Annotated in this window: 24 protein-coding genes and 1 pseudogene; 11 read left to right on the forward strand and 14 right to left on the reverse strand. The window is 34.4% G+C overall.

Translation table 11 applies throughout. The annotated features are described in order from the left end of the window. Nucleotides 1-17: 17 nt before the first annotated feature. The 6 genes from B9N71_RS02460 to B9N71_RS02485 all read right to left on the reverse strand — a co-directional run bounded on the left by B9N71_RS02460 (nt 18) and on the right by B9N71_RS02485 (nt 5,687). Nucleotides 18-839, reverse strand: a complete 822-nt coding sequence (locus B9N71_RS02460) for a Dam family site-specific DNA-(adenine-N6)-methyltransferase (RefSeq protein ID WP_065589483.1) — start codon at nt 837-839, stop codon at nt 18-20. 48 nt (nt 840-887) lie between these two features. Beyond that, nucleotides 888-1,709 carry an SPOR domain-containing protein gene (locus B9N71_RS02465; RefSeq protein WP_085163994.1) on the reverse strand — a complete coding sequence of 274 codons (822 nt, stop codon included), beginning with the start codon at nt 1,707-1,709 and terminating at the stop codon, nt 888-890. 67 nt (nt 1,710-1,776) lie between these two features. Beyond that, on the reverse strand, nt 1,777-2,298 hold the full coding sequence (aroK, locus tag B9N71_RS02470; RefSeq protein WP_034912252.1) for a shikimate kinase AroK: 522 nt from the start codon (nt 2,296-2,298) through the stop codon (nt 1,777-1,779). A 185-nt stretch (nt 2,299-2,483) separates the two neighbouring features. Continuing rightward, a complete protein-coding gene (gene gutQ, locus B9N71_RS02475; protein WP_065589485.1) occupies nt 2,484-3,446 on the reverse strand; it encodes an arabinose-5-phosphate isomerase GutQ in 963 nt (320 codons plus the stop codon). Between the two features lie 165 nt (nt 3,447-3,611). Continuing rightward, the gene (locus tag B9N71_RS02480; protein ID WP_065589486.1) at nt 3,612-4,235 is read right to left on the reverse strand and encodes a LysE family translocator; all 624 of its coding nucleotides are present in this window, start codon (nt 4,233-4,235) and stop codon (nt 3,612-3,614) included. Nucleotides 4,236-4,244: 9 nt separating this feature from the next. Beyond that, nucleotides 4,245-5,687 (reverse strand): LTA synthase family protein, encoded by a 1,443-nt coding sequence (locus B9N71_RS02485; protein WP_085163995.1) that lies wholly within the window; start codon nt 5,685-5,687, stop codon nt 4,245-4,247. 251 nt (nt 5,688-5,938) lie between these two features. Here B9N71_RS02485 and B9N71_RS02490 point away from each other — a divergent pair, with 251 nt between their 5' ends. From B9N71_RS02490 to B9N71_RS02535, 10 genes are all read left to right on the forward strand, one after another. Then, nucleotides 5,939-6,577 (forward strand): nitroreductase family protein, encoded by a 639-nt coding sequence (locus B9N71_RS02490; RefSeq protein ID WP_167370044.1) that lies wholly within the window; start codon nt 5,939-5,941, stop codon nt 6,575-6,577. Nucleotides 6,578-6,593: 16 nt separating this feature from the next. Continuing rightward, nucleotides 6,594-7,790 (forward strand): FTR1 family iron permease, encoded by a 1,197-nt coding sequence (locus tag B9N71_RS02495; RefSeq protein ID WP_208610412.1) that lies wholly within the window; start codon nt 6,594-6,596, stop codon nt 7,788-7,790. Nucleotides 7,791-7,908: 118 nt separating this feature from the next. Further along, nucleotides 7,909-8,472 (forward strand): iron transporter, encoded by a 564-nt coding sequence (locus B9N71_RS02500; RefSeq protein WP_034943540.1) that lies wholly within the window; start codon nt 7,909-7,911, stop codon nt 8,470-8,472. A 96-nt stretch (nt 8,473-8,568) separates the two neighbouring features. After that, complete coding sequence (locus B9N71_RS02505; RefSeq protein WP_167370045.1) at nt 8,569-9,819, forward strand: Fe-S-containing protein; 1,251 nt, start codon at nt 8,569-8,571, stop codon at nt 9,817-9,819. Between the two features lie 23 nt (nt 9,820-9,842). Beyond that, the gene (locus B9N71_RS02510; RefSeq protein WP_085163998.1) at nt 9,843-11,129 is read left to right on the forward strand and encodes an ABC transporter permease; all 1,287 of its coding nucleotides are present in this window, start codon (nt 9,843-9,845) and stop codon (nt 11,127-11,129) included. Between the two features lie 17 nt (nt 11,130-11,146). Further along, a complete protein-coding gene (locus B9N71_RS02515; RefSeq protein ID WP_085163999.1) occupies nt 11,147-12,289 on the forward strand; it encodes an ABC transporter permease in 1,143 nt (380 codons plus the stop codon). 10 nt (nt 12,290-12,299) lie between these two features. Beyond that, a complete protein-coding gene (locus tag B9N71_RS02520; RefSeq protein ID WP_065561315.1) occupies nt 12,300-12,959 on the forward strand; it encodes an ABC transporter ATP-binding protein in 660 nt (219 codons plus the stop codon). A 20-nt stretch (nt 12,960-12,979) separates the two neighbouring features. Beyond that, nucleotides 12,980-13,459: a DUF4418 family protein gene (locus B9N71_RS02525; RefSeq protein ID WP_085164000.1), complete on the forward strand. Its 480-nt coding sequence runs from the start codon at nt 12,980-12,982 to the stop codon at nt 13,457-13,459. 85 nt (nt 13,460-13,544) lie between these two features. Next, nucleotides 13,545-14,756: an ABC transporter permease gene (locus tag B9N71_RS02530; RefSeq protein ID WP_085164001.1), complete on the forward strand. Its 1,212-nt coding sequence runs from the start codon at nt 13,545-13,547 to the stop codon at nt 14,754-14,756. Beyond that, nucleotides 14,756-15,421 (forward strand): ABC transporter ATP-binding protein, encoded by a 666-nt coding sequence (locus B9N71_RS02535; RefSeq protein WP_085164002.1) that lies wholly within the window; start codon nt 14,756-14,758, stop codon nt 15,419-15,421. Before B9N71_RS02530 ends, B9N71_RS02535 begins: the two co-directional genes overlap by 1 nt. A 24-nt stretch (nt 15,422-15,445) precedes the next feature. Here B9N71_RS02535 and B9N71_RS02540 read toward each other — a convergent pair whose 3' ends face one another. Beyond that, nucleotides 15,446-16,027 (reverse strand): Maf family protein, encoded by a 582-nt coding sequence (locus B9N71_RS02540; protein WP_085164003.1) that lies wholly within the window; start codon nt 16,025-16,027, stop codon nt 15,446-15,448. A gap of 251 nt (nt 16,028-16,278) precedes the next feature. Here B9N71_RS02540 and B9N71_RS02545 point away from each other — a divergent pair, with 251 nt between their 5' ends. After that, on the forward strand, nt 16,279-16,707 hold the full coding sequence (locus B9N71_RS02545; RefSeq protein WP_065589497.1) for a universal stress protein: 429 nt from the start codon (nt 16,279-16,281) through the stop codon (nt 16,705-16,707). Between the two features lie 272 nt (nt 16,708-16,979). Here B9N71_RS02545 and rlmL read toward each other — a convergent pair. From rlmL to B9N71_RS02580, 7 genes and pseudogenes are all read right to left on the reverse strand, one after another. Further along, nucleotides 16,980-17,321: pseudogene (gene rlmL / locus B9N71_RS02550) on the reverse strand (bifunctional 23S rRNA (guanine(2069)-N(7))-methyltransferase RlmK/23S rRNA (guanine(2445)-N(2))-methyltransferase RlmL); the annotation flags it as partial. A gap of 110 nt (nt 17,322-17,431) precedes the next feature. Continuing rightward, on the reverse strand, nt 17,432-17,983 hold the full coding sequence (locus tag B9N71_RS02555; protein ID WP_085164005.1) for an MltR family transcriptional regulator: 552 nt from the start codon (nt 17,981-17,983) through the stop codon (nt 17,432-17,434). 6 nt (nt 17,984-17,989) lie between these two features. Continuing rightward, nucleotides 17,990-19,153 carry a mannitol-1-phosphate 5-dehydrogenase gene (locus B9N71_RS02560; RefSeq protein ID WP_085164006.1) on the reverse strand — a complete coding sequence of 388 codons (1,164 nt, stop codon included), beginning with the start codon at nt 19,151-19,153 and terminating at the stop codon, nt 17,990-17,992. A 78-nt stretch (nt 19,154-19,231) separates the two neighbouring features. Continuing rightward, nucleotides 19,232-21,109, reverse strand: coding sequence for a PTS mannitol transporter subunit IICBA (locus B9N71_RS02565; protein WP_085164007.1), 1,878 nt, complete (start codon nt 21,107-21,109; stop codon nt 19,232-19,234). A gap of 380 nt (nt 21,110-21,489) precedes the next feature. Further along, on the reverse strand, nt 21,490-23,610 hold the full coding sequence (rlmKL, locus tag B9N71_RS02570; protein ID WP_085164008.1) for a bifunctional 23S rRNA (guanine(2069)-N(7))-methyltransferase RlmK/23S rRNA (guanine(2445)-N(2))-methyltransferase RlmL: 2,121 nt from the start codon (nt 23,608-23,610) through the stop codon (nt 21,490-21,492). Nucleotides 23,611-24,043: 433 nt separating this feature from the next. After that, the gene (locus B9N71_RS02575; RefSeq protein ID WP_085164009.1) at nt 24,044-24,535 is read right to left on the reverse strand and encodes a hypothetical protein; all 492 of its coding nucleotides are present in this window, start codon (nt 24,533-24,535) and stop codon (nt 24,044-24,046) included. Between the two features lie 166 nt (nt 24,536-24,701). Then, entirely contained in the window at nt 24,702-25,118 is a 417-nt protein-coding gene (locus B9N71_RS02580) for a hypothetical protein (RefSeq protein ID WP_065589504.1), read from the reverse strand. Between the last annotated feature and the right edge of the window lie 404 nt (nt 25,119-25,522).

A 25,522-nucleotide genomic window follows, 5' to 3' on the forward strand; every position in this document is an offset into this window, starting at 1 on the left:
GCTTTATATTTAGCTATCTAAGACTTTTTGTATAATGCTAGAATCTCGTCAATTTTTTTTCTTCCTTTACCGGCACAGCTAATTGATCGTCTCATTTCTGTTCGATAAAGTTCGCTTGCATTATTATAAAGGTTCATTGTGTAATCAGTATAATGATTAGACACAAGCACGGGTATGTTTTTTTTATACGCCATAGTTTCAGCTAATTCTGACAAGTTTTTGTGCTCTTCAAATCCAAATATATTTGAGTAATAAGCCGTAAATCCAGCTGATTCATTTGGGGGTATATAGGGGGGATCACAATAAATTACTGAATTTTTTGCCGCTTTCTTCATTACTTCGTGGTAAGGTGCGCAAAAAAATTGTGCTCTTTGAGCTTTTTCTGCAAAAAAGTAAAGTTCTTTTTCAGGAAAATAAATTGTCTTATAGCGTCCAAATGGTACGTTAAATAGTCCATTGTTGTTATAACGACATAAGCCGTTATAACAATGTCGATTTAAATAGACAAATAAAAGCGATCTGATGTACTGATCTTTACTTCCATTGAATACATCACGCAGTTGATAAAACGCATCTGGGTGATTGTTTTGAGCAACAAATAGTAATCTAAGGTCACGGATAAATTGATCTGGACTTGATTTTAATAATGTAAATAATGAAATTAAGTCATGGTTGATATCCGCTAAGATATAACTTTTATAGTTAGTATTTAAAAAAACAGAACCAGCTCCAACAAAAGGTTCTATTAGCTGATCGCCCTCTGGTAGATACCGTTTAATTGTGTCCACAAGCTCATATTTTCCTCCAGCCCATTTTAAAAAGGCTCGTTGCTTCTTCAACGGATACTCCTATTTGTCGTTGATCGGATAAATAAACGATATCCTTGGTTATTTTGCTACTTTTTCTTTATTAATCATTGCACCAGATTTAACCCATGGTTTGTCTTTCTGTAGTGCATTTGGCAAAGACTTGATTGCTTTATGTGCCTCATCTACTGATGAATAGTTGCCTTTTATTAAAATAAACATTGAACCAGATTTATGTTTGGTTTCATAAATATGGTAATCTGTTATATCGTTTTGTTTTACAAATTTTTTTAGACCTTCAAGTGATTTAGAGGCACTAAGCTGAACGACATAATGATCATTTTTTATCTTAATATTTTTCCCTAAATCATTATTTTCAGTTTTACGATTAACAGAGTTCGATGTGTTTTTTTTCGTATTATTTTTATTTGATTTAACCCTACCATTAGATGTTGCCGCAGAATGATGATTTGCTTTAGAATCTCCATTTGAGTCATTTATTGATAGGTTTAAGCCATTACTTGTATCTGAAAAGGATTCAAGTTGCTGTTGTTGTGTATTAAATTTATTTAATGTACTGTTTGATGTATCTGTCACCAGTTCATTACTTTTAGGTTGATTTCCACCAATTCCAACACTATTTTGTTCATCAGTGATTGTATTATTGTTTTCTTCTGTTGAAGCCACTCCATTAACCACAGGTGGTGTTAATGGTGTTCCTTCTTTTTTACGAGAAGAATTAAAAATAATCAAACCAAGCAATAAAAGAATAATAATTGCTGAACCAAAAATAATTAATTTTTTCTTTGGAAGATCTTGAAGAAAACTAAGTAATCTGAATGAATGCGCAGAATCCTTATTGGGTTGTTCTGATATATAACGGTCATCTTTATCTACACGCATACTTACTCCTTAACCTATCAAAAGATTTATTACTTAATGATTAGCTATTATTTCTAAAATACACGACTTAAATTTGCTCTATTTTATCAATAATATAATTAGCAACACCTTTGGCGCTTTGTTCATCGGTTTTAATTGTAATATCAGCAATCTCTTCGTAAAGTGGTTCGCGCTCTCCAGCTAGCTCTTCGTAAAGCTCACGAGGTGTGTTGCTTCCTTGTAGTAATGGGCGGCGTTTATCTTTTTGTGTTCTTGCCATCTGTTTTTCAATGGTTGTTTCAAGATAGACAACGATTCCTCGAGCGGATAATCTATTTCGTGTCTCTTTAGATAAGACTGAACCCCCACCAGTTGCAAGAACTACACCTTGTTTTTCAGTCAATTCGTTAATGACTTTTTCTTCTCTGGCTCGGAATCCCTCTTCTCCTTCTAGGTCAAAAATCCATGCAATATCGGCTCCAGTACGTTTTTCAATCTCTTGATCTGAGTCAAAAAAATCCATGCCTAACTGTTGTGCAATTTGTCGGCCTATAGTGCTTTTTCCTGCCCCCATTGGGCCAATTAGAAAGATATTTCGCTTTTCTGCCATTGTTGTTTCATCATCTGTTAATTTTGGTTAAAATATACAACACAATGTCAACTTGCTTTGATTTATATGATCATTCGCTTTATCATTGTGTAACTTTTCTTGGATCTCCGTCTAACGACAAAAATTTAGGTCGGTAATTATCTCAATAGATAGTACCTTTTGGCAATAGGTATTTACCAATACTTTTAGCTAATACCAGCTTGATGCAAATCATGGATGTTTAAAACCCCTACTAATTCATTGTTGTTATTAACAACCGGAGCGGCAGTAATATTATGATCAGTAAATAATTTTAGTGCTTCGACAGCCTTCCAACTTTCAGGAATGCGATGTCCCAAGCTGGTCATAACGTCCATAATGTTATCTTGTAATGTACCATTTTTTAATAATAAGCGACGTAAATCACCATCGGTAAATACACCAACTATTTTATTATTATCTTGGCAGATTGCAACTAGCCCTACTCCTGTACGGCTTAATTCTAGCATGGCATCAAATACGGTTGCAGTTTGTGGTATTTTAGGAATACGATCACCTGTTCGCATTACATCTTTGACATGATTGAGTAATTTAGCCCCTAAACTACCTGCAGGGTGGGAGCGTGCAAAATCTTCTTCTTTAAAGCCTCGTGCTCGCATTACTGCAATTGCTAGCGCATCCCCCATTAATAATGTATTAGTTGAACTAGAGGTTGGCGCAAGTCCCATAGGACAAGCTTCTTTTTCAATTGAAATATCAAGAATTGCTTGGGCTGATTTAGCAAGTGGTGAATCCAACCCTCCAGTGATAGCAATAACAGGCACCTGCATTTCTGTAAGAATAGGTAAAATTAAATTAAATTCCTTAGCTCGACCCGAGTATGAAATTAATATAGCTACGTCGTTTTGAGTTATCATTCCTAAGTCGCCATGCAGGGCTTCCGATGGATGCATAAAAAAAGCAGGACTTCCTGTACTAGCTAACGAAGCGGCAATCTTTTTCCCTATATGCCCTGATTTTCCAATACCCGAAACAACGACTTTACCTTTGGCGGTTAAAATAAGTTTGCATGCGTTAACAAAATCTTTGCCTAATCTATCTGGTAATTTTTTTGCTTCGTATATCTCCAATTCAAGAAGCTCTCGACCATATTGTAATAATTTATCCATTTAATTAGCCTATTGAATAAAACGTGTTATCAGTGCATTTATAATCGGAAATTAAGGACAAGACGATTATAAAAGATGAACAGGTTTTAGTTTAACAATTAATGTTTAAATATTCAAAAAAGTATGCATTTTAGACTTAATATTTACTAATTACTTTTTAATAATCTAAAAACCTAGGGCAACTTTAATTCCTAGTGTAATTAAAATGCCTCCTAGTAATTTATCAATTATAAATTGAATTTTAAAGTAACGTCGTTGTACACTTTGCCTTTGAAAAATAAAGACGACAAAAGGCCACCAAAAAACACCTTCAATCCAAATAATAAACGCAACGATTAGCTTATCAAGTGTTGATGATTCTGCATTAAGCACTTGAGTAAAGGTAGCTAAAAAAAATAACGTTGCTTTAGGATTAAGTAAATTACATAAAAAACCTTGCATAAAGGCTGATTTTTCTGAAATTGGCTGCATGAGTTGTGGCTTACCAATATAGGTGGTATTTGGTTTTTGAGCGAGCAGTGCCTTTATGCCAAGCCATATTAAGTAAGTGGCACCCGCATAGCGTAAGGCGTTATAAAGAAGTGGAGTTGTGGTGATAAGTACTGCAATACCCGCAATACAATAGCTCATATGAACTAAGATGGCGATGATGACGCCTAGACAAGTGAGCAATGCTATCTTGCGGTTATAGCTTAAGCTATTTTTTAACACCAAAAAGAAATCAGGCCCAGGTGAGATCATACCTAAAAAGCTAATTGTAGAGACAAAAATTAATGTATCAAACGTCATTTTTCGTGCCTATTTAAATACTTGTGCTGAATTATTGAGCGTTGCAATATTAGATTTATTTTGTTCAATAAACTGTTTTTTATCAAAATTAGGTTCAGTTAAATAGTCAGTCAAAAATTTAGCGTTAGTTTTGACTTGGGCTCCATTTAAAATTAAACGAGGTAAGTCAATCTGATAAATAGTTTGATCAGTGTTTTTTTGTAGATCTTGCGTATGTGCATTTGTTAATAAATAAAGTTTGCGTTCTTTTTCTGAAAGACGATTGATTGTTGGTGTGCCTGCTCCCATCATTAAATGATCTGGAAAAATATAAAATACAGTATCTTCTAATACACCTTCTTCTTTTAGATGTTGGATAAAAATTCCCAAATTATGATCTAGTGAAGCAGCAACGAAAGACATATTATCTGATTTTGGTGAAATAACCGATTTCATTCTTTCATCATCAAAACCATTTGGTGCATGAGTTGAAACAGTTGAAATAAATAAAGCAAAAGGTTTTTTTGTTTTGCGCATTTCAGTAATTTGTTTTTGCGCTACATCAAAAATGTCTTTGTCATACAGCCCAAAAGGTGCTGGTGGATATTGGCCGACATAGTTTTTTTCAGAAATGACTTGCATACCAAACAGTTCTGCAGTGTGACCAATACCAGCAAAATCAGGGCTAGCCATTACATAACGGGTTTGATAGCCCGCTTGATTAAGTATATCGCCTAGGCTAACTAGATTGGTTTTGTCTGCGCGCATTAGTGGTGATGTTGTGTAGCCACCAATTAGAAAGGGCATACCGGTCATATAAGTGTACATCGATGCGGTAGTCCATGAGCTTCCTGGACTCATGGGCATATTAGCAAAAAAGGTATAATCTTGGCGAAGTTTTTGTAAATTAGGGGTAATATCCTCAAAATCGAAAAAGCCTTGTTCAAATGATTCTAAAGATAAAACAATAATATTTTTACCTTGATAGCTAACAAGCTGATCTTTATTGGTATAGTGAGTCATATTAAGTGATTGTAACGCCTGCTCAAATGGCTCACGAGGTGCGCTTGTAACTTGATAGATTTCGTATAAGCGACTGAATGGACCATTATTGTAACTGATGGATACTATTGCCACAAAGGCTAGTAACAGACGAAATACTAAATGACATTTACGTTTGCATAAATCTGCGAGTTTTGATAGCAAAAAAATAAGGGAAAAAAAGACAACGATAACTAAGACTGCTTGTAATTTAAAAATAAATAGCCCTTCGATTATGTCATTAATGTTTAAATTTACATAAAACTGATAATCAATAAAGCCACCACTAAAATAGATAGAAGTTAGCTCCATTACAATAAAGATCGTTAGTAAAGTTATGGTTAGCATTTGCCATTTTGTCTGTTTAAAGAGTGAGGCAAAAACAATTGTAATAATAAAAAGTGGCAAAACAATTAATGTCGATAATGGCATAAGATATTGTTACTCAATATATTCAAAAATCAATTTTGCCTAAGTATATACTTAATGGATAAAAAAATAAAAATATCGGTTGATAATGTTTGATTTGTGGTTTTGAAATTCGAAATTGGGTATGTATTGTATGAATAATAATTATAGCACCATAGTACCTTAAATGATAATTGTTATTATTTGAGGTTGATAATTAATTCTATTCGCAATAAGATATTGATGAAATTATTGCGATAATGTCCGAGGTTGCTATGCCGTGGTTTATACGGAAAATAGTTGTTATTTTATTTGTATCTTTGTTTTCACACTCTTTTTGTTATGCCGATATTGCATTACCTACCCCTCAAACTAAAGATGGAATGAGTCTATTTGAAAGTCTAAAAAAACGATCTTCAACTCCTGGGGGGGGCTTTCCTACTGGTAAAATTTCTGATGACGAACTTTCGACAGTACTTTGGGCTGCAAGTGGTTTAAATCGTGGTAAAACAGGGTGGACGGTGCCGATGGTTAAGGGTAAATCTCCTTATGTGAGAATCTACCTCGCCAGTGAAAAGGGTACTTTTTTATATGAGTGGGAAGGTCATTATTTAAAAGAAATTAATAATAAAGATATTCGTGCTGATATTGGTTTGCAAAGTTTTACAAGGCGAGCAGCCTATTCATTGATTTTTGTGTCGGATGCTAGTGCATTAACCGATATAAATCCAGAACAAATCGCTAACTTTAATTACACGGCCGTTGGTGCAATGAGTCAAAACGCTTATTTAGTTGCGTCGGCACTAAAATTAAGCGCTCGTTATATTCACTCCATTAAACCAGAAGTTATTAGCCAAGAGCTACAATTACCAGAAGGCAGTAAACCACTAGGTATGCTTTTAATAGGAAAATAAAAGGTAAAGTTAAGATATGAAACGATTTTTAATACTTGCTTTGCTTCTTATTGGAAGTTTAATGGCTTTGGCCCCATCATCTTATGCTGCCGAAAAAAAATACGAAAGTTGGAATGCTATTGTTGACGAAATGGATACCATCTTAAATGACGCTTATGATATCTATTTTATAAAAGATGTTGAGCGTGCTAAAGCTCGAGTTAATAATGCCTATTTTGGCTTTTATGAAAAGCATGGGGTTGAGCGTGCGGTTATGTCTTATATTTCGGGTAAACGAGGAACCGATACCGAATATCAATTTGCCAAAATTAAACGTTTAATGAACGATGGTGCGTCGAATAAAGTTGTTAGAAATGAAATTGATACTATTTTAAAAATGTTACATGAAGATGCTAACGAACTAGATGGTAAGCAAGAGAGCGGTTGGAGCATTCTGTTAGCTTCGTTTATTATCATTTTTAGGGAAGGGCTGGAAGCGATTTTAGTGATTGCGGCAATTTCAGCATATTTGGTTCGTTCTGGACATCTTGCCATGGTAAAAGTAGTTTATATGAGCTCACTTGTAGCTATTTTTGCCAGTATTTTAGCGGCAATTGCTCTTCATACTGTGTTTGATATTAGCGGCGCAAATCAAGAAATTGTTGAAGGAATTGCTATGCTCTTGGCAACAGTTGTACTATTTTTTATTAGTAATTGGATGTTTTCAAAGGCAGAAGCTGAGGCTTGGAAAAGCTATGTTGAAGAAAAGGTACAAACTGCAGTGTCATCTGGTAGTCGCTTTGCCTTAGGTTTTGCTGCCTTTTTAGCTGTTTTTCGTGAAGGTGCTGAAACGATCTTGTTTTACCAAGCAATGCTAATTGAAGCTAAAGAACACATGGATATGGTTTGGTATGGGCTAGCTATTGGAACGATAATTCTTGCGATTATTTTTGTCGTTATTCGTTTTGGTACCATGAAATTACCAATTCGCCCATTCTTTATTGGCACTAGTATTTTGATGTATATCATGGCAATAGCTTTTGCCGGTGGTGGAGTAAAAGAATTACAAGAGGCTGATATGATCCCAGTTACTTCTGTTGATTTTATACATTCTGTCGAAGTTTTAGGTATTTACCCAACAGTCGAGACATTAGTTCCACAAATAATTATGGTATTTATTGTGGTAGTTTCTGTCATATATTACAAAGCTAAACATAGTTGTAAAAAGCAATAATTATTAATATTGCTTATTTGCTTAAAATTGCATAAATGCGGATTGAAAAACTGAGTTGTGTTAATACCCAAAAAAACAAGTGTAATAAATTTTCAAAAACTAAGAGAAGGAGTTTTCAATGAAAAAATTAGTTTTATCAGCAGGTATTGCTTCAATACTTGCCTTATCTTCATTCGTTCATGCAGCAGCACCGGCACCTGGCGAACAAAAAGGATTTGAAGAGTTTCCAATTGGTGATGAAGTAACCGTGGGGCCATTACACATTGGTGCTGTTTATTTCCAACCTGTTGATATGGAACCCGCTGGTATGGGTGGTTTACCAGCCTCAAAATCAGACATGCACATTGAAGCTGATATTTCAGCTGCAGAAGGTAATAACTTAGGTTATGGCGTAGGTGATTTTGTTCCTTACTTAACTGTAAAATATAAAATTCAAAAGCAAGGCAGTGATAAAGTGATTGAAGGTAACTTTATGCCAATGAATGCATCTGATGGTCCTCACTATGGTAATAATATAAAATTAGATGGTGCTGGTAAATATAAAGTAACATTTATGATTGAAAACCCAGAAAAACAAGGTTATTTACTACATGTTGATAAAGAAACAGGTGTGGAAGGACGCTTTTGGAGCAAACCTATCGAAGTTTCTTGGGACTTTGATTACATTCCACGCGCATGGTAATGATTTTAAAATAACTAATTATATTAAATAATTAATAATCAGTTATTGGTGAGCATTATGCTCACCAATAATATTTGCAATAGTTAGGCAATGAATATGCTTCAATACCTTATCAATATTACCGATAATACTTTCGTTCCAGCAATGATGATGGCATTACTGAGCGCTGCAATTATAAGATCCACGCCTCATCATATTAAAAAAATTATTTTGTTTGGTTTTGTATTGGGCTTTATTGCTGCATTGATTTATGCCATTTTAAAACGCAACACAGGGTTTGCTGTTCGTGAATATTATGATCTTGGAGTGATCATACCTTGGGTTATTATTGCTATACCGTTGATTGTTGCTATTTGCTTGCAAAAATCCACCCATAATCGAACTGGTAAATTCTTTTTTACAATGTTATTTGTGCTAAGTATTGGTTTGATAAGTGCACAGTCTTTACCTAATTTAATGCTCTATCCATTCGAATTTTCTGTCGGAATGGACTCTATTTTTAATAATGATTACTTGTTTAAATGGGTTGGTTATGGATTTGCTTTACTTATAATCTTGTTAACTGGGCTATTTACTTTCCGTATATGTGGACGATTATCGACAAAATTTATTTTTGCTATTACTTCACTGTCAATTATTATTTTCACTATTCAAAATAGTATTAATATTCTACAAATTTTGATTGTTAGGCGTTTTATCTCATCCCAACCATGGATGATGGAGTTGATTATTTTTATTCTTGGTCATGTTAATTTCTTTATCTTTATTTTCATGGCAATTGTGCTTTGTTTAGCCAATGTTTTGTATATCAAATCAAAAACAACTTCGTTAGTGGGTAATAACCCTGCTCAAATTCGTAAACTTAAAGCACAATTACATAGCGATAGAAGATCTGCCCTAATGATTATGGCTGGTACAGCAATAACCGCATATACTGTGACGCGCGCACGTTACATTTTTGAAAAAGGCGTAGAACTTACACCGGCAGAGCCTATATTGACTAATGCTGATGGCTTAATTGTTATCCCTCTCGATAAAGTGAACGACGGTAATTTACATCGTTATGGTTATCAGGCAACAGATGGAACTTTAGTTCGCTTTATTGTTATTAAAAAAAGCGATAATGCTTATGGTGTAGGTTTTGATGCTTGCGATATTTGTGGTGCAAGTGGTTACTACCAACGCGGTGATCAAGTCGTTTGTATTTTGTGCGATGTAGTAATGAACATTGCAACGATTGGATTTTCAGGAGGATGTAACCCAGTTCCACTTAAATACGAAATTATTGACGGCAATATGGTGATTCGTCCAGCTAACCTTGAAGCAGAAAAAAGTCGTTTCAAATAAAAGCGTATTAAAAGGAATATTGTATGTTTTGTAGAATGTTATTAAGTGTTTTAATTCGCCAAAAAAAGAAACTTTTTCTTATTGCCTTAACGGTTGCATTGGGTGTTTCGCTTGCTACTGCTATGCTAAATGTAATGTTTGACGTAGGTGATAAGGTGAATCAAGAGCTAAAAGCCTATGGTGCTAATCTCAATATCGTTCCTCGTGGTAGTGCTGTCATTAATGAAATGTACCAGCTTGATAACAATGATAGTGGGCAAGCTGTGCAATATATTAAAGAAGAAGAACTTGTTAGAATTAAGATGATTTTTTGGGCTTATAATATTGTTGATTTTGCACCTTTTCTAACAACTCAAGCGACATTTCATGATAAGCCAATTACGGTGGTAGGTACTTGGTTTAATAAACATCTTAATATTCCAACAGGTGATCAGGTTGATACGGGCATGTTAGCCATGAAATCATGGTGGACAATTGAAGGAAACACCATGACCGATGATAATTTGCAAGGAGCTATGGTGGGTGAATCTGTAGCCAAACAGTGGAATCTAAAGCTAGGCGATACGATAGATATAATTTCAACGAAAACAAACAAAAAGTTTACATTAACTATTAACAATATTTTTCATAGTGGTGGTGCTGAAGATACGCAAATTTATGTCTCTTTACCAGTTGCACAAGATCTTGCCGATAAAAAAGGACTAGTTGAACGTGTTGAGGTTAGTGCATTAACCACTCCAGAAAACGAATTAGCTCGTAAAGCAGCGCAAGATCCAAACAGTTTATCTAGAACAGAATGGGATACATGGTATTGTACTGCTTATATTAGCTCAATTGCATACCAGCTAGAAGAGTTAATGCCTGATGTGCGTGTGAAAGCTATTATGCAAGTTGCTGAGTCAGAAGGCTCCATTTTACAAAAAACACAATTACTAATGTTATTACTAACTATCTTATCATTGATTTGTTCGGCGCTTGCTATTTCGAATTTGGTTACTGCTAACGTTATAGAGCGCAGTACCGAAATTGGCCTATTAAAAGCGCTTGGTGCAACTAATACAGCTGTTGCAATGCTAATATTAACTGAAATCTTTATTATTGCCTTACTTGGTGGATTTTTTGGTTACTTTATTGGTTTTGGTTTTGCGCAAATTATTGGTCATACTGTGTTTGGTTCTTTTGTTGAGCCTAAGATGATAATTATTCCTTTAGCCCTAATTATGGTGATCTTAATTACCTTTTTAGGTAGTTTACCAGCATTGCGTATTATGATGTTTTTGCGTCCAACTGATGTGTTACATGGTCGATAAGGTGAAAGGTAAGTCTCATGATCAATAAAAATAGGCGCTTTATAATTAAAACCGTGTTAAGTTCACTTATCCGACGCCGTTCTCGCATTGCCATCGCCTTGCTTGGCGTTGCTATTGGAGCAACGGTTCTTCTTGGTATGATCACACTTTGTTATGATATACCACGGCAAATGGGACAAGAATTCCGTTCTTATGGTGCCAATCTTCTACTACTACCTGCCAATAATCAATCAACGGTAGCAATGACAGAGGTTAATAAAGCGGTTACCTTTTTACCAGAAGATAAATTACTTGGTGTTACCCCATTTCGTTATAATTCAATTCGTAGTAATCAGCAACCTTATACTATTGTGGGGACCGACTTTAAACAAGTTGTAAAAACCAGTCCTTATTGGTCTATTGAAGGTTCAATACCACAAAATTCACATGAAATAATGATTGGTACTGATATTGCTAACTTTGCTAAATTAAACATTGGTAGCACTATGCCGATTTCCGGCAAATCTAAACAAGATTCTCGTTTTGATGAAGAACTCACCGTTACAGGTATTGTTAAAACTGGACGTTCCGAAGATAACTTTATTTTTGTTGATCTGCACGATTTAGAAGAATTACTTGAAGAAAGCGAGCAAGCAGAAGTTGTTGAAGTAAGCATTGCCGCCACAGAAACAGAATTAAAACAGTACATTGAAAAAATAAAAAAACAAATGACAACAGTTGAACCTCATTTAATTAAATGGGTGACAAAGTCAGAAGCATCTGTATTAGGCAAACTGTCCTCGTTACTCTATTTAGTTACTTTTGTTGTACTCGTTCTTACCATGATTTGTGTAGCTACCACTATGATGACAGTGGTAATGGAGCGTCGTAAAGAAATTGGTCTTAAAAAAGCGATAGGAGCCAACAATAAAAGTATTGCAAAAGAGTTTTTAGCTGAAGGATTAGTTTTAGGTGTTATTGGTGGCTTTATTGGGGCTATATGCGGGCTTATCTTTGCTCAAATTATTAGTACCAATGTGTTTGGACGTTCAATTATTATTGAGTTTTATCTGATCCCAACCACTATCATTATCTCAGTGATAGTAACGGTAATTGCGTGTTTAATTCCAGTAAAACGTGCTCTTGAAGTAGAGCCTGCGTTAGTATTACGCGGTGAATAGGATATAAAGTATGAATATGCTCGAAGTAAAAAATGTGTCTAAAATTTATGGTTCACTACATGCACTGTCTGAAGTAAATTTAACAGTTGAAGAAGGTAAATGGCTATCAATTATGGGACCTTCTGGTAGCGGTAAAACAACTTTGATGAATATCATTGGTTGTATGGATAAACCTTCACTTGGTTCAGTGATTTTAGACGGGCAAGATATTACTCAGCTTTCTTTGTCAGAATTAACCGAAATACGTCGAGATAAGATAGGTCTGATTTTTCAACAATTTCATTTAGTATCGTATTTAACCGCACTAGAAAACGTCATGCTTGCTCAATATTATCATAGTATGGTTGACGAAAAAGAGGCTATGCAAGCACTCGAACGTGTTGGGCTTGCTGCTCGAGCTAAACACTTACCTAGGCAGTTATCAGGTGGCGAACAGCAACGTGTTTGTATTGCTAGAGCATTGATTAACTATCCAAAACTGATTTTGGCCGATGAGCCAACTGGTAATTTAGATGAAAGCAACGAAGCGATGGTCATGAATTTATTACATGAGCTGCACAAAGAAGGCAGTACCATTATTGTAGTTACTCACTCACTAGAAGTGTCAAAACATGCACAAACCACTGTAGTACTAGAGCACGGCAAAGTTGCACGTGTAATTGATAATTAATCAACTGAAGGTTGTTATATATGAAAAACCGTCTTATTTCATCAAGTATTTTTATTATTATTGGAGTATTAATTATCTTATTTCCATTATATATATTGCCAGTTTGTCCTCTTCCAGATGTTGTAACCATGCCTGTTGATACATTGAATCACGCTAGTAGCGAGGTAGCACATAACGGGCATATACATAGTGGCGCAGGAAAAATCATGAAATGTTTTTGGACAGCAAGAGCTGAAATTGGCATTGGTTGTTTAGTGATAGCCATTGGTGCATTGCTACTAACTAGCCGTACTGCTTTTGTGCGAATGGGATTAAGTATGGCACTTGCGTGTATTTCTTTATTAGTAGCGGCTATACCAACAATTCTAATTGGTGTTTGCGGTAATGAAATGATGCGATGCAATATGGGATCTAAACCGGCCTTAGTTTTATTATCAGGTTTATTATTTATTGCCGCTGTTATTAACATCTATTACTTAAATAAAACAACGAAAAATTGATAGAGTTTTGTTAGCAAACAAAGACCACACTTATCTTTACCAGATATAGGTATAACATTTAAATCCAACAAGCAGGGAAGTCAATATGTGCGAAAAACCGATCACCATGGCAAATTTAGCATGGCGAAATATTCAGCGGCGACCGTTTAGAAGTTGCTGTTTGATTATCATCATTACGCTTTTTTCGGCAACGCTGTTTGGTGGAAGTATACTGATGAAAAATCTCAGCCTTGGTATTTCAGGCATGGCTAACAGGTTAGGTGCTGATATTCTTATTGTGCCTAATGGTTACGAAAAAAATATGGAAGTTGCCTTATTGCGTGGTGAACCGAGTACTTTTTATTTAAAAGTAGATTTGATTGATAAAATAAAAGGTATCAAAGGTATTGAGGCCATTTCACCTCAGCTATTTATTGCTTCATTAAATGCAGGATGTTGTTCGTCTAAAGTCCAATTAATTGGTTTTGAACAGCATACTGATTTTATAATTAAGCCTTGGTTACAATCACAACTTTCAGAGCCATTGACTGATAATCAAGTCGTTGTTGGTTCTAAAATTAGTTCTGGTGTGGGCGATGAAATCTTATTTTTTAATCATCCTTTTAAAATTATTGCTAAAATGGATAGCACAGGGATGGGATTTGATACCTCTGTCTTTATGACTATGTCGGCAGCCCAATCATTAATGAAAAATGCAAAATTAATTGAAGGGGATGTCGACCATTTTGCTGATTATGCCTCGTCGATTTTCATTAAGGTCAATTCAGATTATCAACCTAAAGATATTGTTAATCAAATTATGCCCAGATACGCCATTGACTATAATATTGATTTTATTATGACCAAAGGTATGTTAAGTAATATATCAAAATGGTTAACTAGCTTTTCAACTATTGTATATAGCCTATCGGCTATTTTTTGGGTTTTAGCTATTATTGTGATTTTTGTGATATTTTCTTCAAGCTTAAATGAACGCAAGCGTGAAATTAGCTTATTACGAATATTAGGCGCTTCACGGCGTGATTTAGTCAAAATGTTGCTTCGTGAATCTTTAATTATTAGTGCATTAGGTGGAATTAGTGGCATTGTTATCGCCTCGGTATTACTTTATGCATTTAGCTTATTGATCTGCCAATCTATTGGTTTGCCGTGTGTAAATATCTCAATATTTGATGCATTATTATATGCAATTGTTGTTTTTATTCTTACGTTAATTATAGGACCTTTATCAAGCTCCTATAGTGCCTTATCAATGACTAAATTTGATACTTATAGTACCCTTAGAGAGGGCGAATAATGTTACTGAATGTTAAAAATCTACGTAAAGATTACATAAGAGGGCAACAAACCTTTTCAGCTGTGAATAATGTTAGTTTTTCAATGGCAAAAGATGACTTTATTTGCATTATGGGAAAATCAGGCAGTGGTAAAACCACTTTGCTAAATATGATTGCTGGTTTACTTACACCAACGCAAGGAAAAATCACTATTAATAATACAAATTTATTTGATCTTAATGATCAGCAAGTATCTGCCTTTCGTAATCAGCATATTGGTTATATTCCTCAAGGTAGCAGTTTACTACCTAATTTAACAGCAATTGATAATATTCGACTGCCTTTTTATTTAACCAAGCGAGAAAACCAAAATCCCTTAAATGAAGCTAAGAGGTTGCTTGAAAAAGCCAAAATAAGCCATTTGCAAGATGCATACCCAGCTAATATGTCGGGCGGTGAAATGCGCCGTATTGCGATATTGAGAGCACTGATTTGTAAACCACAAATGATTATTGCTGATGAACCAACAAGTGATCTTGATGAAGAAAGCGCTGCTGAAATCATGCAATTACTGACTGATATTCATCAGCAAGGCACTGCGTTATTAATTGTCACTCATGATCATGATGTTGCCCGTTATAGCCAAAAAGTTATGAAAATGTCAGCTGGACGATTTATTGACTAATGGGTTTAGTTATTAACTGAATTGTTATATTAAAAGTGGATTACAACCCATGTCGATCATAATTTTATTGAGTTTTAATAATGGCAACCCAACTAATGAATTAATATCATTACCTTCAAGTTTATCAAACAGGGTGATGCCCAGTTCATCACATTTAAAACTGCCAGCACATTGTAGTGGCTTCTCTTTGCTAATGTAAGCATCAATTTCTGAATCAGTTAAATGCCGAAAAGTCACCTTAAATGGTTCGCAAATAGTGGTTTGTTGTTGTGTTTTGGTATTAATTACTGTCATACCAGTATAAAAATAGAAAGCTTTACCGCTGCTTTGTCGAAGCTGTTTACGGGCATTATCAATTGTATGCGGTTTGCAAACAATATTACCGTCTAACACACCAACTTGATCAGAGCCAATAATTAAACTATCAGCAAACTGCGTCGCTAATGATTGGGCTTTAAGTTTTGCTAGTCGAACCACCAATTGCTGAGCTGATTCGCCGACTAGCGGTGTTTCATCGCATACAGGCGGTACACACTCAAAAGGGATAGCTAATTTTTCGAGCACTTTTTTACGGGATATAGATGTTGATGCTAATATGATTCTCATTTTAATTATCTCTTAAAATCCAAGCAAAAGGGTGTTCATTAAACCCGATATGACCATTACGATCAACTACGTGTTCTAACTAGATTTTTATATTGGATTGATAAATAATATAGCGAACGTTGATCTCCATCATAAAACGAATAAAAACAATTAAGGATTACATTTAAAATTAGTATCATACTAGCTAGGTAAAACCTATTTTAGCTTCACTGAATATATAATTGAATCTTTAACAAAGCAAGGGGGGAGTTATGTACAAAAAAATTTTAGTTCCTATCGATGTGCTTGAAGATGAATTAACTAAAAAAGTCATTCCACATGTAGAGTGCTTAGCCAAACTGTCTAATGCCCAAGTTATCTTTTTTCATACATTACCAGTCGCTTCAGCCATTGTGAATGTTTACTCATTTGGTTTTGACGAATTTAAGGATAAAGCTACAGTACAAACGGAAAAAGACTTGCATAAACTTATTGACTCGATTGATTTACCGCGTGAAAATGTATCCTTTTCTATTGCATTTGGTAATCCAAGGGATGAGATTCTCCGTTTAGCGGAAGAAATTCAACCCGATTTAATTATTCTAGGCTCACGTCGTCCTAATATCTCAACTCATCTTTTAGGATCTAATGCTTCTGGGGTGGTTCGAGGTGCTAAAACTTCGGTGTTAGTTGTTAGGTAGGATGATTAAGTTTTGTTGAAAAATTAAATAAAATTAGGTGAATATCCAAATAAATTCTTTTTAAATATTTAGAATTACAGGTTTCGGGTGTTATAAACTTCAGTGATCATTTCTATATTGATATTCGGATGGATTAGCTATTTTGTTTTATTTTTCGTATTTCTATAAAATTGTTCAGGTAGAGTATTGATTTTATTTAATTTTTTGTTTTTGGTGTTGTTGAAAAAACATTAATAAAATTAATACTCTACCTAGCTGTTTTCCTGCTACGTCTATTGATGTTTTACAATAAAACAGCAGTGAATTTGTTTATTGCGTTTAAAATCAAGCGATAGCGTTTTATTGGTAATTTCTTGATAGGTTAGTCCTAGGTTTTGCATACCGATACTATCCAGTTTAAAACCACGCTTATTATTCGAAAAGATAATTGTTCCATTAGGGTGTAACAAGCGTTTTAAATCGGCCATCAATTTTAAGTGATCACGCTGAACATCAAAGGTATCGTTCATCCGTTTCGAGTTTGAAAATGTCGGCGGATCGATAAAAATTAAATCGAATTGCCCATTAGCTTGAGATAAATAGAGCAAACAATCCGCCTGAATTAATCGATATTTTTACTCGTTAAATTATTTTTTTAAATTGCGAATCATTTCTTTAAATAGATATAAGTGACATATCGAGCATATCAAATTTAACGTATCAACAAAATATACGATCAATATTATTATGGAAAATAGTCAATCTTTTGTTTATTAATGACTCGAACCGTTAGCTCTGTAATAGCGATGATGAGTGCTGAGCGTATCATTTGTTGATAGCGGTTTTGGTAAATGGAAGATTTTAAAGTATCGACAATACCTGATTGTTTTACTTTTTCGTGTTGCGATTCCCAGCTTGGTGGTAATACCATATCATGTAATAAGCTAATAGGACCTAAAATTTCATCATCTAAATAAGTGTATTGTTTGTCGTCTAGCTCTAGTTCGTCCAAAACAGCAATCAGTAGCTCTATATCTTCGTAATCCTCACGAGAAATAATACCCAACACATAAAGCAGTTTTAGGCACACTGAGGTATCATTGAGAGGTCCATTTTTACCCACCAATGAGGGAATAACAAATTTAATGGCGTGAGGCTCTTTTCGGAAGACTTTAAGAATCAATTTGTTGACATTATCATTAATTAATTTAATGGCAACTTTTAGCAAGCTGTGAATATCAGCTTGCTGGTTGAGTTTTTCTAATATTATATCTTCTTGTAATATCGATTCTGGCATTGAGAATTAGACAAATTGATGATCTTGCATTGCAGTATAAATTTCTTCAACCTTCATAACAATAGAATTATTAACGTCAATACTAGAGATTTCACAAAAAGCTTGTTTAACGCCTTTTTCAGTAATGAGTTTTTTTAGTTTAACTGCTTGCTCATCATCATTATTACGATAGTTAAGCGCAGCAGCAACTCCAATTAGTAAGTTAGTGTTTTTAACTTGATATTCAAAGGTGCCAAGTAATGGTTTTATTAAACGATCGTCTGCACCTAATTTACGAATTGGCTGACGCCCAACACGTGCAGTATCATCCTGTAAATAAGGATTTTCAAAGCGGGATAATATTTTTTCAATATATGCCATGTGTTTTTGCGCATCAAAATTGTAACGTTTGATAAGTACTAACCCACTCTCTTCCATGGCTCCGCGTACAATTAAACGAATACGTTCATCTAGAATTGCATCACGTATTGTGCCAATACCATTATAAAATCCTAAATAAGCAGTTATTGCGTGACCAGTATTAAGTGTAAATAACTTACGTTCCACAAAAGCCATTAAATTATCAACGGGTTGCATGCCTTTAATGGTTGGAATAATGCCTACAAATTGTGTTTCATCAACAATCCATTCCGAGAAAGTCTCAACAGTCACTTCTAGTATATCGCCTGTTTTTGATGTTGCAGGTGGTACAATACGATCCACCGCAGAATCGACAAAACCGATATGGGTGTTTGTCCATTGCTGAAGTTCTTCTGGTAGCGCTTTAAAGATTTCTTGTTTAAATTGGCTGGTACCTCGTACCATGTTTTCACAAGCAATAATATTAAGTGGCTTACTGTTACCTCGATTATGTCTTGCAATAATTCCTTGGGCAATCGTTGGAGCAATACGCGCTAAAATTTGTGGACCAACGGCAGTGGTGAGTAAATCAACGCTGGCAATATAATCGATCACTTCATTAGAGGTGCTATTAATTCCATCAACATTTTTAACTATCTCAGTGGTGGATTGTTCGCCAACAACATTTACCGGATATTCATGACGAGTGGCGATGGCATCAATAATTTCCTGATTGACATCAGCAAATGTAACTTGTACACCAGCATCGGATAGTAATTTGCCGATAAAACCTCGTCCAATGTTACCTGCGCCAAAGTGTAGTGCTTGCATAATAATAATCCTTAACTTTATAATTTAATTTGAAATAATTCACTCTATTTCCCGTGTAAAGTGGGAAGTAGAAATAGGTTAACTTAGTATTGCTAAAACTTCCTCAATATTATTTGTCGTTGCTAATTTTGCAATAATAGTTTCATCATCTAATGCATTAGTCAGTTTTGCTATGACATCAAGATGTTCATTATTGTGAGCAGCAATACCAATCACAATTTTTGCTTTATCATCTTCTCCATCACCAAATTGAACCCCAACAGGGTATTGGCAAAATACGATACCAGTTTTAATAACATAGTCTTTTGATTCAATAGTGCCATGTGGAACGGCTATTGATTCTCCTAAATAAGTTGATGTTAATTTTTCACGCTCTAGCATTGCTTCAATGTAAGTTGGTGTGACATAACCATTATCAACCAATTTTTGCCCTGCAAAACGAATTGCTTCTTCTTTATTTTTAGCGGTTAACCCTAAAAAGATATTTTGTTGTGATAATTTAAATAGAGGAATATTATCAGTCGATTGATTGCTTATAGGCACTGTTTCACTTGCTTCATTATTTGCTTGAGAGCTTAAAAGATCCGCCACGAGTTGGCTATATAATTGACTATCTAAAAAGTTAGTTAATGAAATATGATGTGCATTTGGTGCGTGTTGTTTTGCTCGATCGGTTAAGTCTTTATGTGTAATAACAATGTCAACATCATCAGGCAGATTATTAATTGCTACATTAGTGACAAAAATATCCAAATCTGCATCTTGAACTTTTTTGCGTAATACTCCTGCGCCCATAGCACTTGAGCCCATTCCTGCGTCACAAGCCACTATAATTTTTTTAACTTTAGTAAGATCAAGTGTACCATTTACAATTCCTTTTGATTCATTTTTCATTGCAGAAATATTCGATTTTGCCTCTTCAAGGCTTTTATCTGCTTCTTTGGTGGTTTTTAATAAAATAGCGGAAACGATAAAAGTAACCATTGTTGCTGCAATGACAGAAATAATTACGCCAAACATTGATGATTTTGGAGTGACCGCAAGAACGGCGATGATTGATCCTGGCGATGCTGGTGAACTTAATCCAGCACCAAATAGTGTTAAAGTAAATACTCCGGTCATTCCACCTAAAATCACTGCAATAATAAGGCGAGGGTTCATTAATACATATGGGAAATAAATTTCATGAATTCCCCCAAAAAAATGAATGATTGCTGCACCACTGGCTGAACTTTTTGCAGAACCTTTACCAAGCAACATATAAGCAAGTAATAAACCTAATCCAGGACCAGGATTTGCTTCGATTAAAAAGAAAATAGATTGAGAATGCTCTGCCGCTTGTTGAATACCTAATGGTGAGAATATACCGTGGTTAATTGCATTATTTAAGAAAAGAATCTTGGCAGGTTCAATAATAATTGAAGTTAAAGGTAGTAAGTTATGCTCAACTAAGAAATTAACAGCAAGAGTTAATTTACTTGATGCAACAACGACAGAAGGTCCAATTGCAAAAAAAGAAAGCAATGCAAGTAGCATGCCAATAATACCAGCTGAAAAATTATTGACTAACATTTCAAAGCCACTTTTGACTTTCCCGTCTATGGTTTTATCAAATTGTTTTATTACCCAGCCACCAAGTGGTCCGACTATCATAGCACCTAAGAACATCGGAATATCTGCACCAACAATGACCCCCATTGTCGTAATTGCACCGACAACGGCGCCTCGTTCACCGTGAACTAATTTACCGCCAGTATAACCAATCAACAGTGGTAATAAGTAAGTGATCATCGGGCTAACTAACTTGGCAATAGTTTCGTTTGGGTACCAGCCCGTTGGAATAAAAATAGCGGTAATAAATCCCCAAGCAATAAATGCGCCGATATTTGGCATGACCATATTACTTAAAAATCGTCCAAAATTTTGAACTTTTAATTTGATGTTTGAACTTGTCATAATATAAAACTTTCCTTATTGATTGTATAATCATCATGCTGTTATTGTAGAAGGATTTAGTTATTCAATTCATTAAAAAAAATTGATAAGTGTGATGAGTATCACATTGTTAAAATGGGTCTATTTTTTGTTTTTGTGATTAAGATCACTCTTCTGGAAGGTGGTAAGAGAAAAATATACTAAAACGTATAGTTTCCTGAAACTTTTTTACAAGATTGAATTTTATTATTAGTGATTACTGCTTATATATTATTTAGCAAATCAAACCCAGCTGAAATGGTTTAATTTTGATTAAAAATGCTCAGTAAAGTTTTTAATTTTGTTGAATGTTTTATTTTGTCATAATTTTAATAAATTAACCGCCTTATGGCGGTTTGTGTTTATTGATGTTTTACAATAAAACAGCAGTGAATTTGTTTATTGCGCTTAAAATCAAGCGATAGCGTTTTATTGGTAATTTCTTGATAGGTTAACCCTAGGTTTTGCATACCGATACTATCCATTTTAAAACCACGCTTATTATTCGAAAAGATAATTGTTCCATTAGGGCGTAACAAGCGTTTTAAATCGGCCATCAATTTTAAGTGATCACGCTGAACATCAAAGGTATCGTTCATCCGTTTCGAGTTTGAAAATGTCGGCGGATCGATAAAAATTAAATCGAATTGCTCATCAGCTTGAGATAAATAGAGCAAACAATCCGCCTGAATTAATCGATGTTTTTTACCTGTTAAACCATTTTGTTTTAAATTACGATCTGCCCATTCCAAATAGGTGCGAGACATATCGACCGTGGTGGTTGATTTTGCTCCGCCAAGTCCAGCATAAACCGTTGCACTACCTGTATAGGCAAATAGGTTTAGAAAGTCTTTGCCTGCACTCATTTCACCAATCATTTTTCGTGCTAAGCGATGATCTAAAAACAGTCCTGTATCTAAATAATCGGTCACATTAACCCAAAATGCGGTTTTGCGCTGATTAATCGGGTATTCATGGACTAAAAAATAGTCCTGTTTTTGTCCTAGCTTTTGGTATTGCTGTTTGCCTTTTTGCTTTTCTCTTGTTTTTAATACTAACTGATCGGCGGTAAGCTCAAGCACTGACATGGTAGCATTTATAGTATCAAAAAGCCGTTGGCGAGTTTTTTGTGGATCGATGTTTTTCGGCGCTGCGTATTCTTGCATCACTATTTTATCTTTATAACGATCGATAGCGACATTGTATTCAGGCAAATCTGCATCATAAAGCCGATAACATTCCAGTTGTTCTTGAGCAGCCCATTTTTCTAACTTTTGTTTATTTTTGCGTAATCGGTTAGCAAAATCATCCGCAGGCATAGTAAAATTTGTGATTGCTTCTTCAGTGTTACGCTTAGCAATGACATAATTTTTTTGTATACAGTCAAGAGGGCCATTTTTTGCTTTGAATTGTCTTTCTGCTCTCATTTGCAAGCAATCTAACAATTGTGGTGCACCGCTAAATAATGATAAACGCCATCCACCAAAATTTTGTTTGATTTGTCGACCAAGTGCCGTATGCAAAGCTATAAGCGCAGGTTCGCTTTCTAAGCGTTCTCCATAAGGTGGATTACTGATGATCATGCCTACCGTTTCAGTTGGCAATGGATTGGTCAGTTGTGTCACATCTTGCATCGAAAATGTAATTAAATCCCCCACACCTGCTTGAAGAGCATTTTGTTTAGCTCGTTCAAGTACCGTCGCATTATTATCATAACCGATAAATGGTGTGTTTGTTTTGGATACGTTATGCTTTGCAGTGAAAAGCAATTCGTTCCACAGTGTCGGGTTAAAGCCTTTCCAAGCAAAAAATCCCCACTGTTTACGATGTAAACCGGGTGGGATTTGTGATGCGATCATTGCCGCTTCAATTAGTAATGTACCTGAACCACACATCGGATCGAGCAATGGCTCAGTTATTTTCCAACCAGAACGCATAATAATAGCTGCCGCTAGGCTTTCTTTTAGTGGGGCTTTCCCTGTTTGCTCTCGATAACCACGCTCATGTAAACTATTACCACTTAGATCTAAAGATAGTGTGACACGGTTTTTATTTAAATAAGCATGAAGTCGAATATCGGGATCTTGTTTTGCTACATTAGGACGTTCATTAGTATGACGCAAAAAGTGATCGACAATAGCATCTTTGATCTTTAGCGCACCATATTGACTATTACGGATAAATTCGTTTACGCCAACAAAATTAATCACGAAAGAGTTATCAACAGCAAAAATATCTGGCCATTTAATATTAAACACACAAGAGTACAGATCCAAATCGCTATAGATGTCGAACTCGGCAATAGGTAGTAAAATGCGAGATGCCAAACGCGACCATAATAATGATTGATATAGCGTTTTGTCATCGGCATCAAAATAAACACCACCTTGTGCAATTTTACAATTAATTGCACCAATTTGTTCTAACTCTTTTTTTAATAACTCTTCAAGCCCACGAGATGTACTGGCAAATAGCGTTTTCATGCATAATCCACTTAACAATAAAATTGCTGGCATTATACCGACTAATTGTAATAGTGGGAAATAAAGGCTGATATTATTTAGATGAATATTGGGTTAGTTTATTAATAATCAGAAAAGTTTGGCGGTAATGAAAATTAATGTTAGTTTAGTAGAAGAATTAAAATGTAATCTAATAAAGCATCAAGATATTTATAATATGACGCCTATTGAATTTAAACACGATAACAGGCAGTGTAATTTTCTACGTGAGTTTTGTGCTAAAAATTTGGTATTTACAGTAGCTTTTGAGATATCCACATAATTAATAAAATTGCCTGTTTCAGTTGCGTTTGTTATTTCTTTTCAAAATCTATAATATGAATTATCAAATTTTTGCAAAGCATCAATTAGAATTCTTTAACCCTGCCATTGGTTTTCCTTTATGAGAATAACTTCATTTATATTTTTCATAAAAATCGTTATATATCTCAACTATATCTTTATTCTCACTCTTTTTACATTTGTTAATAAAAGAGTTTTTTAACTCTTTGTAATTCAATTCTAATAGCAATTCTGCAATTCTTCTATATATGAAATCATCAGAAGAATCGAGATATTTTAAAACCATTTTTGGTAGTGTTTTCTTTACAATATTATTATGTCTATATTTGAATAATATATCTCTAGCTATTGGAATATGATCTATATTGCCGCCTATTGATATTTCTATGACAATAGGAATTAAATTATCTAGCTCTTTGTCGTCAAAATCTTCATCTCTTACAAACCTTAGTGCTGTTCCTTGTTCTGACAGAATTTTAAGAGCAAATAATAATTGATCAAAATACAGATTTGATTTTTTGAAGTAGTATTTAGCTGAAAATAATTTTTTTTCAGACTCTTTTAAGCGGAGCCATTCTATAGAATATTTGTCTTTATCTTTCATTTTTTATTGCTACACAGCATGGAACAAAATAACTTTTCAAAATCATTCGTAGATTTTTATATTGTCTGAAAAATTTGTTGCCATCCAACATAATTTTTTGCTTGAGTCAGGTAAAGTATGCAGAAATGGATAGCAGAATTAGTTTATAGTATCCAATTTTTAAATATTACAGTTCTATCGAGAATAACATAACATTATCCGAAGTTGTAAAAAATGATACATAGCTGTTTATTTCGCATGTGCCAGATGTTTCTATAAAAATAATATCTCTTCCTAGTGACAAAACTAAAATACCTGTATCTTCACAAGATATCACTTTAGCCTTGAAAAACATGTTGTTATTAATTAAATAAAAGCCATACCCAGGTATTTTTTCAAGAGTTATATTCTTACCCCACTCAAAAAAATCATCGATTTCTAATTCAATATTATAATATGTGTTTGATAATGATTTACTATTGTCCCAAATCGCAACACCACATCCTAAATCAGATTTGAACTCTACTAAATTCTCGTCTATTTTACTTACTAAAGTAATTTTCATTTTTTTATGGTATTTAATAACTCTATTATTAGTATTCATTACATTATCAACAAGATCGGAATTACATGTTTATTCATGATAATGGTGTTTTGTTTGCTTGCTTGCTATTTATTTCATGATTGCTATAACAAATACATTATTTTGCATCATGGGACGTGATTCTATCATAATTTGGTAAGCTCTTTCTAGGATGCTTGCTTATTTGAATAAAAACTTAATTTAAATGCAAATTGATATCATAAGGTGTAATAGTCTTTATTTGTAGGATTTACTAGCGTTATTTACAGTAATTTGAGAAGCTACTGTAAGGAATATACACAAGAAAACAAAACTAACGCCTTGTTAAGCTATTTGCCTGAGGTAGAATTTAACAAATAGCTACCCCTTAATTTTGTTGTTTGAACAGGTGTGGTCATTCCACACTACATAGACCGCCATTTAGT

This window comes from Gilliamella bombi, from assembly GCF_900103255.1.
Lineage (GTDB): Bacteria > Pseudomonadota > Gammaproteobacteria > Enterobacterales > Orbaceae > Gilliamella > Gilliamella bombi.

Coding starts and splice junctions, on each gene's coding strand:
- B9N71_RS02515 (WP_085163999.1), top strand. CDS start 11,147: ATGATCAATAAAAATAGGCGCTTTATAATTAAAACCGTGTTAAGTTCA.
- B9N71_RS02465 (WP_085163994.1), bottom strand. CDS start 1,709: ATGCGTGTAGATAAAGATGACCGTTATATATCAGAACAACCCAATAAG.
- rlmKL (WP_085164008.1), bottom strand. CDS start 23,610: ATGAAAACGCTATTTGCCAGTACATCTCGTGGGCTTGAAGAGTTATTA.
- B9N71_RS02530 (WP_085164001.1), top strand. CDS start 13,545: ATGTGCGAAAAACCGATCACCATGGCAAATTTAGCATGGCGAAATATT.
- B9N71_RS02575 (WP_085164009.1), bottom strand. CDS start 24,535: ATGAAAGATAAAGACAAATATTCTATAGAATGGCTCCGCTTAAAAGAG.
- B9N71_RS02545 (WP_065589497.1), top strand. CDS start 16,279: ATGTACAAAAAAATTTTAGTTCCTATCGATGTGCTTGAAGATGAATTA.
- B9N71_RS02505 (WP_167370045.1), top strand. CDS start 8,569: ATGCTTCAATACCTTATCAATATTACCGATAATACTTTCGTTCCAGCA.
- B9N71_RS02560 (WP_085164006.1), bottom strand. CDS start 19,153: ATGCAAGCACTACACTTTGGCGCAGGTAACATTGGACGAGGTTTTATC.
- B9N71_RS02520 (WP_065561315.1), top strand. CDS start 12,300: ATGAATATGCTCGAAGTAAAAAATGTGTCTAAAATTTATGGTTCACTA.
- gutQ (WP_065589485.1), bottom strand. CDS start 3,446: ATGGATAAATTATTACAATATGGTCGAGAGCTTCTTGAATTGGAGATA.
- B9N71_RS02485 (WP_085163995.1), bottom strand. CDS start 5,687: ATGCCATTATCGACATTAATTGTTTTGCCACTTTTTATTATTACAATT.
- B9N71_RS02490 (WP_167370044.1), top strand. CDS start 5,939: ATGCCGTGGTTTATACGGAAAATAGTTGTTATTTTATTTGTATCTTTG.
- B9N71_RS02555 (WP_085164005.1), bottom strand. CDS start 17,983: ATGCCAGAATCGATATTACAAGAAGATATAATATTAGAAAAACTCAAC.
- B9N71_RS02580 (WP_065589504.1), bottom strand. CDS start 25,118: ATGAATACTAATAATAGAGTTATTAAATACCATAAAAAAATGAAAATT.
- aroK (WP_034912252.1), bottom strand. CDS start 2,298: ATGGCAGAAAAGCGAAATATCTTTCTAATTGGCCCAATGGGGGCAGGA.
- B9N71_RS02495 (WP_208610412.1), top strand. CDS start 6,594: ATGAAACGATTTTTAATACTTGCTTTGCTTCTTATTGGAAGTTTAATG.
- B9N71_RS02535 (WP_085164002.1), top strand. CDS start 14,756: ATGTTACTGAATGTTAAAAATCTACGTAAAGATTACATAAGAGGGCAA.
- B9N71_RS02480 (WP_065589486.1), bottom strand. CDS start 4,235: ATGACGTTTGATACATTAATTTTTGTCTCTACAATTAGCTTTTTAGGT.
- B9N71_RS02540 (WP_085164003.1), bottom strand. CDS start 16,027: ATGAGAATCATATTAGCATCAACATCTATATCCCGTAAAAAAGTGCTC.
- B9N71_RS02500 (WP_034943540.1), top strand. CDS start 7,909: ATGAAAAAATTAGTTTTATCAGCAGGTATTGCTTCAATACTTGCCTTA.
- B9N71_RS02525 (WP_085164000.1), top strand. CDS start 12,980: ATGAAAAACCGTCTTATTTCATCAAGTATTTTTATTATTATTGGAGTA.
- B9N71_RS02510 (WP_085163998.1), top strand. CDS start 9,843: ATGTTTTGTAGAATGTTATTAAGTGTTTTAATTCGCCAAAAAAAGAAA.
- B9N71_RS02565 (WP_085164007.1), bottom strand. CDS start 21,109: ATGACAAGTTCAAACATCAAATTAAAAGTTCAAAATTTTGGACGATTT.